Here is a 13,336-nt window from a genome sequence, read left to right as displayed (position 1 = left end):
CCCGACTGTGTCTTCAGACCATCACTCTCACCACCCCGGCGACGGTGCGGATGGGGGAGTCGGGATACTGAGCGTATGAAGCTCAGCCGCCCTGTCTCCTGGTTCCTGCTCGCCTTCGGGGTCTGGAGCTGGGTCATCTGGATCACTTTCGTCAAGAACCTCTGGAAGGACGGAAGCGGGCTCGCCTTCGACGACGCCGGTGACCCGACCGGGTACTTCTGGGTTCATCTGCTGCTCGCGGTGGTGTCCTTTGTCTTGGGGACGGTTGTAGGGGTCATCGGGTTCCGCGGAGTGCGTGCACTGCGCCGTACGTCATAGGGAGCTGCTGCCGTGGTCGTGGTCTTCGTCCTGGTGGCGCTCGGCGTCGTCGCCGCGTTCGCAGGGCTGCAGTGGTACGCGTGGCGCCGGGTCGTACGGGACACGACCGCGCCGCGAGGGCGTGCCAGGCGGGCCGGGACCGTGGTGTTCGTGGCCGGTCCGCTGCTGATGGTGGCGGCGTTCGTCAGCGGGCGTGCGGGGGCGCCGTTCCCGGTGCAGCAGGTGCTCGCCTGGCCCGGCTACATGTGGCTGGCGATCAGCATCTATCTGGTCCTCGCGCTGCTGGCGGGGGAGTTCGTGCGCCCCGTGCTGCGGCGGCTGCTCGCCCGGCGGGACGCGGCGGCGCCAGGGGCGGCGCAGGCGGCGGTCGTGCCGGAGGCCGAGCCCGAGCCCGTGGCCGAGCCCGTGACCGTCGGCGGTGCGGACGGTGCACGCGGCGGCGCCGAGGGCGCCGGTCCCGCGCGGGGTGGTGCGACGGTGCCGGAGACCGGCCCCGGCGAGGGCGAACCGGCCCCTTCGCGACGCCTCTTCGTCTCCCGGATCGTCGGCGGCGCCGCCGCCACGGCCGCGCTCGCCACCGTCGGATACGGCACTTACGGCGTGCTGCGCGGTCCTCAGGTCAAGGCCGTGACCGTGCCGCTGGCCAAGCTGCCGCGCGGTGCGCACGGCTTCCGGATCGCCGTCGTCAGCGATATCCACCTCGGGCCGATCCTGGGGCGCGGGCACACCCAGCGGATCGTGGACGCGATCAACGGCGCACAGCCGGATCTCGTCGCCGTGGTCGGGGATCTGGTCGACGGCAGCGTCGCGGACCTCGGGGTCGCCGCCGAGCCGCTCGCGCAGCTCAGGGCGCGGCACGGGTCGTTCTTCGTCACCGGCAACCACGAGTACTTCTCCGGCGCCGAGCAGTGGATCGACCACGTAAGGGAGTTGGGGCTCAGGCCGCTGCAGAACGAGCGGGTGGAGATCGCCGGCTTCGATCTCGCCGGCGTCAACGACGTGCAGGGGGAGAGCGAGGGGCAGGGCCCCGACTTCGGCAGGGCGCTCGGCGACCGGGATCCGGCACGGGCCTCGGTGCTGCTCGCCCACCAGCCCGTAGTGATCCACGACGCGGTACGGCACGGCGTCGGCCTGCAGCTGTCCGGGCACACCCACGGCGGCCAGATGTGGCCGGGCAACATCATCGCGGGCCTGGCCAATCCGACCCTCGCCGGGCTTGAGCAGTACGGCGACACCCAGCTGTACGTGACGCGGGGCGCCGGTGCCTGGGGGCCGCCGGTGCGGGTGGGGGCGGAGTCCGACATCACCGTGGTGACCCTGGCCTCGAAGCAGGCCTGAACCCACGTTCCCTGCCCGACCGGGTCTGAACGGATCGGTCCGGAAACCGTCTTTCTTATCGTCTCTTGCCTCCCTACTTCCTCCTCTGGACCGTCTCTGATTGGGTGACGTGCGTCACTGGGGAGGGACACATGCGGTCGGTGGGCTGGCGGATCCTTGCGATGCTCGTGGTGCTCGCGACGGCGGGAGCGGGTGCCTGGCAACTGCTTCCCGCGGGCGGTGACGCGGAGCGGACGATCACGGTGGGGACGACGGACGCGGTGACGTCGCTAGACCCGGCCGGTGCGTACGACGCCGGGTCCTGGGCGCTCTACAGCAATGTGTTCCAGACACTGCTCACCTTCGAGCCGGGCGGGGTCGAGCCGGTGCCCGACGCGGCCGAGCGCTGCGGGTTCATCGGCCCGAAGGCCATGACGTACCGCTGCACGTTGCGCACCGGTCTGTCCTTCCCGAGCGGACGGGCCGTCACCGCGCGGGACGTGAAGCACTCCTTCGACCGGCTGCGCAAGATCCACGCCGAGGTCGGCCCGGCCCCGCTGTTCGGCGGCCTTCGCACCGTCGAGGCCGCGGGGCGCACCGTCACCTTCCGCCTGGCCGCCCCCGACGCGACCTTCCCGCACAAGCTCGCCACCGGCGCCGCGTCCATCGTGGACCGCACCAAGTACCCGGACGACGCGCTGCGCACCGGCACCCGCGTCGACGGCACGGGCCCGTACACCCTGGCCTCCTACAGCAAGGGCGAGCGCGCCGAGCTGCGGCCCAACTCCCGCTACCGGGGCGCCGACCGCGGGAACGCGAGCCCCGCCGTGCTGCGTTACTACAAGGACTCCGCGGCGCTCGCCGAGGCCTGGGATGCGGGCCGGCTCGACGTCGCCGCGCGGCAGCTGCCGCCCGCCCTGGTCGCGAGCCTGTCACCGGCGAGCAAGGACATCCGGGTCACCGAGGTCGGCAGCGCGGAGATCCGCAACCTCGTGCTCAACACCCGCAAGGGTTCGCCGCTGCACGACCGGCGGGTGCGGCAGGCCGTCGCCGCGCTCGTCGACCGCGGGGAGCTGGCCGAACGGACCTACCACGGGACGGTGGAGCCGCTGTACTCGCTGGTGCCGAGCGGGATCACGGGGCACACCGTGTCCTTCTTCGACACCTACCCGCAGCCCGACCGCGCCCGCGCGGAGCGGCTGCTGCGGGAGGCGGGGGCGCGGCTTCCGGTCCGGCTCTCCTTCGCGTACTCGCGGGGCTCGGCGACCACGGCCGAGGCCGCGCTCCTGAAGAAGCAGCTGGAGAAGTCGGGTCTCTTCGAGGTGGACACCGCGTACTACGAGTGGTCGGCGTTCCAGGCGGGGTACGCCAAGGGCGACTTCGACGCGTACGCCGTCGGCTGGTTCCCCGACTTCCCGGACCCCGATACCTACGCCGCGCCGCTCGTGGGCTCCGGCGGCACACTCAAGAACGGCTACCGGAACCCGGACGTGGACCGTCTCATTCTGGCCAGTCAGCGCTACGACGACCGCGGCAGGTCGACCGAAGACTTCCGCAGGCTGCAGGACATCGTGGCCCGCGATGTGCCGCTGGTGCCGCTGTGGCAGCGCAAGGAGTACGTGCTCAGCGGCCAGGACATCTCGGGCGGCCAGTATCTGTCGGACGGCACGGGCGCCTTCCGGGTCTGGGAACTCGGCTGGATCTGACGCCACAGGGAGCGGCCGGAAGCCGTCGCCGCGCACCCGTCCCATTGGCATCACTCGCCTCCACACCGCAGCATCGTGTGCCGAACGCGTGTGCAACTGCGGGGATCCGGGGGAGGTGGCGGGGCGGTGCTCAGACGCGAAGCCTTCCGGCTGCCGCGGCATCCGGCGTCCGTGGGCCTTGCCCGGCTTCGGGTACGCGACCACATGGTGGCCTGGGGGCACACGGACGCCGGCGGTACGGTCGCCGACGCCGTGCTGCTCGTGTCGGAGCTCGCCACGCTGCTCGTACGGGGCGGGCCTTTGACGGAGCGGGAGTTCGAGGTCGCCGTGACGGTGCTCGCGGACGGTTCGTGCTTCATCGAGGTCTCCGACGAGTCCGGCGCGGGGCCCGAACTGCGGGCGGGACCGGGCCTGTTGGTCGGGCTCGGCGGCGCCACCACCGCGGGTCACGACGACGGCCGCGGCCTGCGCCTGGTCGAGTCCGTGGCGAACGCCTGGGGGGTGTGGCAGCGGGGCCGGTACGGCAAGACGGTGTGGGTCCTTGTGGGGGGCGGGGCGGCAGGGAGGTGACGGCGGCGGCCGCGGCCCGTACCTCCCCTTCTTCGTGACCGGGACCCGCGGCACTCATGTCCTCGGCATCGGGGCGCTCGTTGTACGGGCGTACCGACGAAGGGGGCGGAGATCGTGGCCGCATTGGCACGGTGGTGCTGCCGGCACCGCATCGTGGTCCTGTTGCTGTGGGTGGGTGCGCTGCTCGGGGCGGGCGCCGCGGGCAGCGCGGCGGGCACGGACTACGCGAACGTGTTCAGTCTCCCGGACACCGACTCCAGGCGTGCCTACGACCGGATGGCCGCGGCCTTCCCGGAGAGCGCCGGGGACCAGGACACCGTGGTGTGGCGGGTCGGGGACGAGGGGTCCGTGCGCGCCGAGGACGTCCGCGAGCGCATCGGGCCCGCACTGAAGGAGATCGCGGACCTCAAGGGCGTGGGCGATGTCTCCTCGCCCTACGCGAAGGGCGGCGCCGCCCAGATCAGCGAGGACGGGCGGATCGCCTATGCCCGGATGACCTTCGGCGAGCAGGCCAACGGCGTGGAGCAGGAGCTCGTCGCGAAGGTCGTCGACATCGCGAAGGCGGCCGAACGGGACGATCTGCAGGTGGAGTTGGGCGGCCAGGCGATCTCCCGTGCGCAGGAGCCGCCGGCCGGGATCGCGGAGCTGGTCGGGGTCGCGGCGGCCGCCGTGGTGCTGTTCCTGGCGTTCGGCTCGTTCTTCGCGATGCTTCTGCCGATCGTCGTCGCGGTGTTCGGCGTGGGTCTCGGCATGACGGGCACCGCGCTGCTCAGCCATGTCACCGATGTGCCCGAAGTCGCGCCGCTGCTCGGCTCGTTGATCGGCCTCGGCGTCGGCATCGACTACGCGCTGTTCATCGTGACCCGGCACCGCCGCACCATCCTGCGCGGCGTGGACCCCGAGGAGTCGGCGGAGGTCTCCCTCAACACCTCGGGCCGCGCGGTGCTGTTCGCGGGCGGCACGGTCTGTATCGCGCTCGCCGGGATGCTCGTGATGAACATGCGGTTCCTGGACGGCGTGGTGATCGCCACCTCGCTGACCGTCGTGCTCAGCGTGCTCGCCGCGATCACCCTCCTGCCCGCGCTGCTCGGACTGCTCGGTATGCGCGTCCTGAGCCGCCGGCAGCGGCGCCGCCTGGCCGCGCAGGGACCCGAGCCGGCGGAGGCGGGCGGCGCGGCGGCGCGCTGGTCGGCGTACGTCCAGAAGCGGCCGAGGCCGGTCGCGCTGCTCGCCGTCGTGGTGATGGCGGCCCTGGCGGTGCCGGTCCTCTCGCTCCGCCTCGGCGCCACGGACCAGGGCAACCACCAGGAGTCGACGACGACCAGGAAGGCCTACGACCTGCTCGCCGAGGGCTTCGGGCCGGGCTTCAACGGCCCGCTGCAGCTGGTCAGCAAAGTCGGAGAGGCCAGAGAGGCCAGAGAGGCCAGAGAGGCCGGTGAGGCCGGTGAAGGCAGCCAACAGGGTGACATCAAGGGCCTGTTGAAGCGCGTCCGTGCCACGGACGGCGTGGCCGGGGCTGCCGAACTGCCGACCCCGCCGGACTCCCGTATCTCCCTCATCCAGGTCGTGCCGACCAGCTCACCGCAGTCCGAGGCGACGGACGACCTGATCGACCGCCTGCGCGCCGATGTCATCCCGGCGGCCGGCACGGACACCCACGTCGGCGGGATCACCGCCGTCTTCAAGGACTTCGCGGCGGTCACGGGCGAGCGTCTGCCGTACTTCGTGGGCGCGATCATCGGCCTGGGCTTTCTGCTTCTGATGATCGCCTTCCGTTCGGTGGTGGTCCCGCTGACGGCGGGCCTGATGAATCTGATCGCCGCGGCCGCGTCCTTCGGCGTCCTGGTCGCGGTCTTCCAGTGGGGCTGGGGCGCGCAGGCGCTCGGCATCGGCAAGGAGGGCCCGATCACGGCGTTCCTGCCGGTGATCATGCTCTCGCTGCTGTTCGGCCTGTCGATGGACTACCAGGTGTTCCTGGTCAGCCGTATGCACGAGGAGTGGGTGCATACGCAGGACAACGCGCGCGCGGTCCGGGTGGGCCTTGCCGAGACCAGCCGGGTCATCAACTGCGCGGCCCTGATCATGATCTGTGTCTTCTCGGCGTTCGTCCTGAGCGGCGACATGGAGGGCGCGATGGCGGGCATCGGCCTGGCCGCGGCGGTGGCGCTCGACGCCTTCATCCTGCGTACGGCCCTGGTGCCGGCGGCGATGCAGCTTCTCGGCCGCTCCAACTGGTGGCTGCCGGGGTGGCTCGACCGGTGGCTGCCGCAGCTGGCGGTGGAGCCGAAGGACCACGCGGAAGAGGCCGCCGTGGCGCCGTCCCCCGAGGGCGCGGGCGTCGAGCTGCCCGGGCCCCGGACCGCCACGCACCCAGCGGCCTCGGCCCTCACTCCCGCGGCCTCGGCCCCCGCTCCCGCCGCCTCGGCCGTGCACGGCTTCATCCGCACCCCCCGCGGGGAGCCGGTGGCGGGCGCGGTGCTCACGCTGGTCTCCAAGGGCGGCCGCCAGCTGGACCGGGTGACCTCACGCGCCGACGGCTCGTACGCCCTCGCGGCCCCGGCCCCCGGCTCGTACCTCCTGGCGGCCTCGTCCCCCCACCACACCCCGCGCGCCCGTCATGTCATGGTCGGTGAGCGGCCGCTGGCGTTCGACTTGGAGCTGGCCGACGACGAGGTGGACGCCGTGAACTGACCGCAAACACGGGCCCGGCCCGGCTCTCAGGGCTTCCGCTCGGCGGCGGCGGGCCGGGCGGGCTCGGCGGGTTCGGCGGGTTCGGCGGGTTCGGCGTTGGTCATCCCCGGCAGGAAGTCGGAGAACAGCTCGTGCACTTCACGGACCAGCGGGCGCAGCACCCGGAAGCGGGCGAGCGCCACACCGCGCGCGGTGAGCCGGGCGCCGCGCGCGGCGAGGCCGTAGCTGCGTCTGCTGCCGGCCGAGCGGTCGAAGACCCAGTACAGGACGAGGCCCATCTGGGAGAGCCACATCAACTCCGGGAGGATCTGGGCCAGTTCGTCGGGCACCTTGGCCTTGGAGCCGGACAGCACTTCCCGGTGGATGTCGATGGCCGCCTCGCGCGCGTGCTCCGACTCGGCAGAGAACGGGCTGAGCGGCGACTCCGGGTCGGCGGCGTTCTTGAAGAACTGGGACGCGAACTCGTGGTACGGCGCGGCGATCTCCAGCCAGCAGCGAAGCACCCCGGCGAGCCGTGCCTCCAGATCGGTCTCACGGTCCAGGACCGGCCGGACCGCCGCCTGGTGCTCGGTGGCGATCCGGTCGTAGAACCCCTGGATGAGGTGTTCCTTGCCGGCGAAGTAGTAGTACGCGTTGCCGACGGACACCCCCGCCTCCTTGGCGATGGCCCGCATCGTGGTCTTGTCGTAGCCCCGCTCCTGGAACAGGCGCATCGCCGTCTCCAGGATCAGGGTGCGGGTCTGCTCGCTCTTGGCGGGGGCGGGGGACCGGCCGTCGGAGGGCGGCGGTCCTTCGTCGTTCGTCGCTGGCACGATGACAGAGCCTAACGACTGCCGCAGGCGCCGTCGGTACAGGCCGGCGAGGAGCCCTGCGCCATATCCCGTCTCCAGCCCTGCTGCGGGTCGTACGTCCAGCCGTCCGCCGTGCGGTAGACCCCGCCGCCCCAGCCGACGGACTTGTGCCCCGTGCGCCACTTGGCGGCGGCGAGGGCCGCGCCGCGGGCGAGCCGCGCCCCGGCCGGGGTGGAGAGCCGGTGGGCGAGGGGCCGGTGCTCGGCGAGCGCCCAGAGGACCACGACCCAGGCGGCGGGGCCGCGGTAGATCTGCCCGCCGTCGCCGACGACGGTGATCTCGTCGAGGGTGGCCGCGTGATCGAGGCCGGGGAAGCGCCGGCGGGCCTCATCGCGGTCGGCCGGTACCAGGTCGAGCGGCACCAACTGGCGCTGCCGGCCGAGCCACTGGCGTATGTGGGCGCACAGCGGACAGTCGGGGTCGTACAGGACGGTGAGCCGGCGGACCGGGACGCGGTGCGCGTCCCGGCCGGCGGCGGTGGCGGCGGTCATGTCTCAGGCCCCGGTGGGCGTGGCCCACGCGCCCTGCTCACCGCTGAATCCCTGGGCCGGCACCGGCGGCACCTGCTCGCGCTCCATGATGCCCCGGCGGCGGATCTTGTTGAGCACCCAGACGTTGCCGAGGTGCATCACGCCGAGGACGAGCAGGACGACGCCGAGCTTCACCGACAGGGCCTCGAACACCGCGCGGGCGTTGCCGATCTCCTCGTCGCCGCTCAGGTACAGCGCGACGAAGCCGAGGTTGACCAGGTAGAAGCCGACGACCAGGAGGTGGTTGACGGCGTCCGCGAGCTTCTCGTTGCCGTGCAGGACGTCGGCGAGGAAGATCCGGCCGTTGCGGCTGAGGGTGCGTGCGACCCAGACGGTGAGGCCGATGCTGACGGCCAGGTAGACGACGTACGCGAGGACTGTGAGGTCCATGATCCCGCCCCTTCTCGAACCGTTCTTTGAACGTGTTCAAAAGCTGTTGTCATGGACTGTAGACTTATTTTTGAACGCGTTCAAGCCGAAGTGGCGGCGGTCGCCTTCCGGGCGAGGGAGGGGCGCTTCAGGTAGTCCGTGAAGCCGACGATGTTCCCCCAGGGGTCGGCCAGTTCGACGGTCCAGCCCGTCGAGACGGAGAACGGCGGGTCGGGTGCGAAGCCGGCGCCGGCGAGGTGCCCGGCGGTGGCGCGGGCGTCCTCGACCTCCAGCCAGATGCGCGGCGACCAGGCGCCGGGCGGGCGCGGGGAGAGGCCGTCCTCCTGGCGAAGGAGCACGCCGGGTGTCTCGTCGCCCACCTTCAGGATGGCGATACCCGCCTCGTCGAGACGGAAGGCGAGCGGGAATCCCGCCCGCTCGTAGAAGTCCACGGCCTCGCCCAGGTCGCCCACGGGGAGCAGGATGTTGTCGAAGCCGAGCAGTGAAAGTGACATACCGTCAGATTAAGCGCCAAAGACGCCATACTTCCGGAGGCCGGGCACAGCGAAGCCCGGGCACGGTGAAACCCGGGCACAGCGAAGCCCGGGCACGGTGAAACCCGAGCCCGGTGAAACCCGGGCACGGTGAAACCCGGGCACGGTGAAACCCGGGCACGCACAAGGCCCCGCCTCCCGGAGGGGAGACGGGGCCTTGGTGTGCGTACAGGTACGTACAGAGACGTACGTGTGCCTCAGAAGCGGCGCGTGATCAGGGCGCGCTTGACTTCCTGGATCGCCTTCGTGACCTCGATACCGCGCGGGCAGGCGTCCGTGCAGTTGAAGGTGGTGCGGCAACGCCACACGCCGTCACGGTCGTTGAGGATCTCCAGGCGCTGCTCGCCGGCCTCGTCGCGCGAGTCGAAGATGAAGCGGTGCGCGTTGACGATCGCGGCCGGGCCGAAGTACTGCCCGTCGTTCCAGAACACCGGGCACGAGGACGTGCACGCGGCGCACAGGATGCACTTGGTCGTGTCGTCGAAGCGCTCGCGGTCCTCGGGGGACTGCAGACGCTCACGCGTCGGCTCGTTGCCCTCGGTGATGAGGAACGGCATCACGTCGCGGTACGCCTGGAAGAACGGTTCCATGTCCACGACCAGGTCCTTGAGGACCGTCAGGCCCTTGATGGCCTCGACCGTGATGGGCTTCTCCGGGTTGATGTCCTTGATCAGCGTCTTGCAGGCGAGCCTGTTCCGGCCGTTGATCCGCATCGCGTCGGAGCCGCAGATGCCGTGCGCGCAGGAGCGCCGGAAGGTCAGCGAACCGTCCAGGTCCCACTTGATCTTGTGGAGGGCGTCGAGGACGCGCTCCTTCGGGTCGATCTCCACCTGGAAGTCTTCCCAGGTCGCCTCGTCCGAGATCTCCGGGTTGAAGCGGCGGATCCGGAACGTGGCCGTGATGTACGGCGAGGCGGCGGATTCGGCCTCGACCTTGTCCAGTACGGGGGTTGCCATCAGTACTTACGCTCCATCGGCTGGTAGCGGGTCTGGACGACCGGCTTGTAGTCGAGCCGGATCTGGTCCTGGCCGTCGTCGGTGACCTCGCGGTACGCCATGGTGTGGCGCATGAAGTTCACGTCGTCGCGGTTGGGGAAGTCCTCGCGGTAGTGACCGCCGCGGGACTCCTTGCGGGCGAGCGCGGACACGGCCATGACCTCGGCCAGGTCGAGCAGGTTGCCCAGCTCGATGGCCTCCAGGAGGTCGGTGTTGAAGCGCTTGCCCTTGTCCTGGACGGACACGTTCTTGTAGCGGGCGCGCAGCTCGCCGATCTTCTCGACCGCCGTCTTGATGGTCTGCTCGGTGCGGAACACCATGACGTTGGCGTCCATGGTGTCCTGCAGCTCCTTGCGGATCACCGACACGCTCTCGGTGCCCGTGGAGTCACGCAGGCGCTCGACCTGCTCCTGCACCAACTGGGCCGGGTTCTCCGGGAGTTCGACGAAGTCGGACTTCGCGGAGTACTCGGCGGCGGCGATGCCGGAGCGCTTGCCGAAGACATTGATGTCGAGCAGCGAGTTGGTGCCCAGGCGGTTGGCGCCGTGGACGGAGACACAGGCCACCTCGCCCGCCGCGTACAGGCCGGGCACGACGGTGGTGTTGTCCGCGAGGACCTCACCCTCGACGTTGGTCGGGATGCCGCCCATGGCGTAGTGCGCGGTGGGCTGGATCGGGATCGGGTCCGTGTAGGGCTCGATGCCGAGGTACGTACGCGCGAACTCGGTGATGTCCGGGAGCTTGGCGTCCAGCTGCTCCGGCGGCAGGTGCGTCAGGTCGAGGTAGACGTGGTCGCCCTCGGGACCGCAGCCGCGGCCCTCACGGATCTCGGTGTAGATGGCGCGGGAGACGACGTCACGGGACGCGAGGTCCTTCATGACCGGCGCGTACTTCTCCATGAAGCGCTCGCCGTCCTTGTTACGGAGGATGCCGCCCTCACCACGGGCGCCTTCCGTGAGAAGGATGCCCATGCGCCAGATGCCGGTCGGGTGGAACTGGAAGAACTCCATGTCCTCCAGCGGCAGTCCGCGCCGGTAGCAGGCCGCCTGGCCGTCACCGGTGAGGGTGTGCGCGTTGGAGGTCACCTTGAAGAACTTGCCGGTGCCGCCGGACGCGTAGATCACGGCCTTCGCCTGGAAGACATGGATCTCGCCGGTGGCCAGCTCGTACGCGACGACGCCGGCGCTCTTCTTGACGCCGTCCTCCTCGACGATGAGCTGGTCGAGGACGTAGAACTCGTTGAAGAACTCCACGCCTTCCTTGATGCAGTTCTGGTACAGCGTCTGGAGGATCATGTGGCCGGTGCGGTCGCCCGAGTAGCACGCACGGCGGACCGGAGCCTCGCCGTGGTTGCGGGAGTGACCGCCGAAACGTCGCTGGTCGATCTCGCCCTTGGGCGTACGGCCGAACGGCAGGCCCATCTTCTCGAGGTCCAGGACCGCGTCGATGGCTTCCTTCGCGAGGATCTCGGCGGCGTCCTGGTCGACCAGGTAGTCGCCGCCCTTGATCGTGTCGAAGGTGTGCCACTCCCAGTTGTCCTCCTCCACGTTGGCGAGCGCGGCGGCCATGCCGCCCTGCGCCGCGCCCGTGTGGGAACGCGTGGGGTAGAGCTTGGTGAGCACCGCGGTGCGGCTGCGCTTCGTCGCCTCGATGGCGGCGCGCATGCCGGCGCCGCCGGCGCCGACGATGACGGTGTCGTACTTGTGGATCTTCATGAGTGGTTACCTCAGCCCCGGGGCCTAGCGGATGTTCGGGTCGAAGGTGAAGATCACCAGCGTGCCCAGAAGGACGGTGAACACCGTGGCGGTGTACAGCAGCATCTTGAGCCAGAAGCGGGTGTTGTCCCGTTCCGCGTAGTCGTTGATGATCGTGCGCAGGCCGTTGGCGCCGTGCAGCATGGCGAGCCAGAGCATGATCAGGTCCCAGGCCTGCCAGAACGGCGAGGCCCAGCGGCCGGCCACGAACGCGAAGCCGATCTTGCTGACGCCGCCGTCGAGCACCAGCTGGATCAGCAGGTGGCCGAGGACGAGGACGACCAGGACGATGCCGGACAGGCGCATGAACAGCCAGCCGTACATCTCGAAGTTGCCGCGGGTCGCCTTCGGCGTCTTCTTGGTGCGCTTGCGCGGCGGCTCGATGACGGGAGCGGGGTTGTCCACGTCGTAGAGCGTCACCTCGTCGACGGAGGTGCCGGCGGTGCTGGCGGAAGTGGTCTCAGCGGACATAGGGCGTCAGCTCCCGAAGACTGCGCGGACGGCGTGGCCGAGCACGGGGTAGAGGGCGCCGACCATCAGGACGAACCAGACGGCCATGACGGTCCACAGCATCTGCTTCTGGTAGCGCGCGCCCTTCGACCAGAAGTCGACGGCGACGACGCGCAGGCCATTGAGCGCGTGGAAGAGGATGGCCGCGACCAGGCCGTACTCGAGGAGTGCGACAAGGGGCGTCTTGTAGGTGGCCACGACGTCGTCGTACGCCTCGGGGGAGACGCGGACGAGAGCGGTGTCGAGGACGTGTACGAACAGGAAGAAGAAGATGAGGACGCCGGTGACTCGGTGAGCCACCCAGGACCACATTCCTTCCCGGCCGCGGTACAGCGTTCCAGCCGGCACGGAAGAACCCTCCGGGAGCGGGGATTGGGGCCGGCCGGCTTGTTGTCGGTCAGGCCCGGCCGGGTACGGTCCACCGGCCGTCCGTCATCGTATCGACCAAGTGTCGGTACGCCCGCGCGGGGTCGTCAGGTGTGATCAAACAGGCACGTACGGGCTATCAGTGGGGCCGGAATCCGGAAATTCCCGCGATTTCTCGGCTTTCTCGGCGGCCGGCTCACCCAGCCGCGCGAGGAGCTGGGCCAGGCGGGCGCGGGCCACGCGGCGCAGTTCGTCGGCGGCGATGACGCGTTCCTCCTCGGGCGCGTTGCCGAGGCGGCCGCGCAGTCCCGCGAGGGTCTGGTCGAGATGTTCGTCCGGGCGGTAGCCGTCGAGGGCGATGACGAAGACATGGCCGAAGCGGCTTTCGTACGCGGCGTGCGCGGCCCGCAGTGCGGTGAGCGCGGCGGGCGGGACGCCCAGCGGGTGCGGGCCGTGCGGCTGCTCGGCGGCGAGGGCCTCGACGAGATCGGTGGGCGCCAGGTCGTAACTCGCCTCGTCGGCGGCGGCGAGGGCGGAGTCCAGGTCGGGGTACGGGCGGTGGGTGGTGAGCCGCCCGGCCCACTGGTGTGCGGCGCAGCAGGTCAGCAGGTGGCCGCGCGCGGTGGCCGCCGGTGCGCGGTTGAAGAGCTCGAGCCCGCGGTGCACGGTGGGTGCGGCGGCGGGGCCGCGCCCCTGGACCGGTATGGCGACATGCTCGGGCGGTCGCGGGGCTCGGGGTGGCAGGGGCGTGGGCAGCGTGCGCTCCTCGGTGAGGCTGTTCCGACGACTGTGGCCGACGGCGTGA

General features: G+C 70.6%; 14 protein-coding genes. 5 read left to right on the top strand and 9 right to left on the bottom strand.

Annotated elements, in window-relative coordinates; genetic code table 11:
- The first annotated feature begins 75 nt into the window (after nt 1-75).
- From ACFQVC_RS24385 to ACFQVC_RS24365, 5 genes are all read left to right on the top strand, one after another.
- Nucleotides 76-318 carry an SCO4848 family membrane protein gene (locus ACFQVC_RS24385; RefSeq protein ID WP_381834154.1) on the top strand — a complete coding sequence of 81 codons (243 nt, stop codon included), beginning with the start codon at nt 76-78 and terminating at the stop codon, nt 316-318.
- A gap of 12 nt (nt 319-330) precedes the next feature.
- Nucleotides 331-1,656 carry a metallophosphoesterase gene (locus ACFQVC_RS24380; RefSeq protein WP_381834152.1) on the top strand — a complete coding sequence of 442 codons (1,326 nt, stop codon included), beginning with the start codon at nt 331-333 and terminating at the stop codon, nt 1,654-1,656.
- A gap of 131 nt (nt 1,657-1,787) precedes the next feature.
- The gene (locus ACFQVC_RS24375) at nt 1,788-3,341 is read left to right on the top strand and encodes an ABC transporter substrate-binding protein (RefSeq protein WP_381834149.1); all 1,554 of its coding nucleotides are present in this window, start codon (nt 1,788-1,790) and stop codon (nt 3,339-3,341) included.
- Nucleotides 3,342-3,467: 126 nt separating this feature from the next.
- Nucleotides 3,468-3,911, top strand: a complete 444-nt coding sequence (locus ACFQVC_RS24370) for an ATP-binding protein (protein ID WP_381834146.1) — start codon at nt 3,468-3,470, stop codon at nt 3,909-3,911.
- Between the two features lie 123 nt (nt 3,912-4,034).
- Nucleotides 4,035-6,602 carry an MMPL family transporter gene (locus ACFQVC_RS24365; protein WP_381834732.1) on the top strand — a complete coding sequence of 856 codons (2,568 nt, stop codon included), beginning with the start codon at nt 4,035-4,037 and terminating at the stop codon, nt 6,600-6,602.
- 26 nt (nt 6,603-6,628) lie between these two features.
- Here the strand turns inward: ACFQVC_RS24365 and ACFQVC_RS24360 are convergent, their stop codons facing one another.
- From ACFQVC_RS24360 to ACFQVC_RS24320, 9 genes are all read right to left on the bottom strand, one after another.
- On the bottom strand, nt 6,629-7,414 hold the full coding sequence (locus tag ACFQVC_RS24360; RefSeq protein ID WP_381834143.1) for a TetR/AcrR family transcriptional regulator: 786 nt from the start codon (nt 7,412-7,414) through the stop codon (nt 6,629-6,631).
- A gap of 11 nt (nt 7,415-7,425) precedes the next feature.
- The gene (locus ACFQVC_RS24355) at nt 7,426-7,944 is read right to left on the bottom strand and encodes a thiol-disulfide oxidoreductase DCC family protein (RefSeq protein WP_381834141.1); all 519 of its coding nucleotides are present in this window, start codon (nt 7,942-7,944) and stop codon (nt 7,426-7,428) included.
- A 3-nt stretch (nt 7,945-7,947) separates the two neighbouring features.
- Complete coding sequence (locus ACFQVC_RS24350) at nt 7,948-8,373, bottom strand: hypothetical protein (protein ID WP_381834138.1); 426 nt, start codon at nt 8,371-8,373, stop codon at nt 7,948-7,950.
- An 80-nt stretch (nt 8,374-8,453) separates the two neighbouring features.
- Nucleotides 8,454-8,867 (bottom strand): VOC family protein, encoded by a 414-nt coding sequence (locus ACFQVC_RS24345; protein ID WP_381834135.1) that lies wholly within the window; start codon nt 8,865-8,867, stop codon nt 8,454-8,456.
- Nucleotides 8,868-9,103: 236 nt separating this feature from the next.
- Nucleotides 9,104-9,862 carry a succinate dehydrogenase iron-sulfur subunit gene (locus tag ACFQVC_RS24340; protein WP_381834132.1) on the bottom strand — a complete coding sequence of 253 codons (759 nt, stop codon included), beginning with the start codon at nt 9,860-9,862 and terminating at the stop codon, nt 9,104-9,106.
- Nucleotides 9,862-11,616: a succinate dehydrogenase flavoprotein subunit gene (gene sdhA / locus ACFQVC_RS24335; RefSeq protein WP_381834129.1), complete on the bottom strand. Its 1,755-nt coding sequence runs from the start codon at nt 11,614-11,616 to the stop codon at nt 9,862-9,864. The genes ACFQVC_RS24340 and sdhA overlap by 1 nt, the downstream gene beginning before the upstream one ends.
- Nucleotides 11,617-11,640: 24 nt before the next feature.
- Nucleotides 11,641-12,126: a succinate dehydrogenase hydrophobic membrane anchor subunit gene (locus tag ACFQVC_RS24330; protein WP_381834126.1), complete on the bottom strand. Its 486-nt coding sequence runs from the start codon at nt 12,124-12,126 to the stop codon at nt 11,641-11,643.
- A gap of 6 nt (nt 12,127-12,132) precedes the next feature.
- A complete protein-coding gene (sdhC, locus tag ACFQVC_RS24325; RefSeq protein WP_381834124.1) occupies nt 12,133-12,513 on the bottom strand; it encodes a succinate dehydrogenase, cytochrome b556 subunit in 381 nt (126 codons plus the stop codon).
- Between the two features lie 135 nt (nt 12,514-12,648).
- On the bottom strand, nt 12,649-13,197 hold the full coding sequence (locus tag ACFQVC_RS24320; RefSeq protein WP_381834121.1) for a 2-oxo-4-hydroxy-4-carboxy-5-ureidoimidazoline decarboxylase: 549 nt from the start codon (nt 13,195-13,197) through the stop codon (nt 12,649-12,651).
- Between the last annotated feature and the right edge of the window lie 139 nt (nt 13,198-13,336).

The sequence above is a fragment of the Streptomyces monticola genome (assembly GCF_042665355.1).
Classification (GTDB): Bacteria; Actinomycetota; Actinomycetes; order Streptomycetales; family Streptomycetaceae; genus Streptomyces; species Streptomyces monticola.
This window is presented reverse-complemented; position numbering and strand designations above follow the sequence as displayed.

Coding starts and splice junctions, on each gene's coding strand:
- ACFQVC_RS24385 (WP_381834154.1), top strand. CDS start 76: ATGAAGCTCAGCCGCCCTGTCTCCTGGTTCCTGCTCGCCTTCGGGGTC.
- ACFQVC_RS24375 (WP_381834149.1), top strand. CDS start 1,788: ATGCGGTCGGTGGGCTGGCGGATCCTTGCGATGCTCGTGGTGCTCGCG.
- ACFQVC_RS24355 (WP_381834141.1), bottom strand. CDS start 7,944: ATGACCGCCGCCACCGCCGCCGGCCGGGACGCGCACCGCGTCCCGGTC.
- ACFQVC_RS24350 (WP_381834138.1), bottom strand. CDS start 8,373: ATGGACCTCACAGTCCTCGCGTACGTCGTCTACCTGGCCGTCAGCATC.
- ACFQVC_RS24345 (WP_381834135.1), bottom strand. CDS start 8,867: ATGTCACTTTCACTGCTCGGCTTCGACAACATCCTGCTCCCCGTGGGC.
- ACFQVC_RS24340 (WP_381834132.1), bottom strand. CDS start 9,862: ATGGCAACCCCCGTACTGGACAAGGTCGAGGCCGAATCCGCCGCCTCG.
- sdhA (WP_381834129.1), bottom strand. CDS start 11,616: ATGAAGATCCACAAGTACGACACCGTCATCGTCGGCGCCGGCGGCGCC.
- ACFQVC_RS24330 (WP_381834126.1), bottom strand. CDS start 12,126: ATGTCCGCTGAGACCACTTCCGCCAGCACCGCCGGCACCTCCGTCGAC.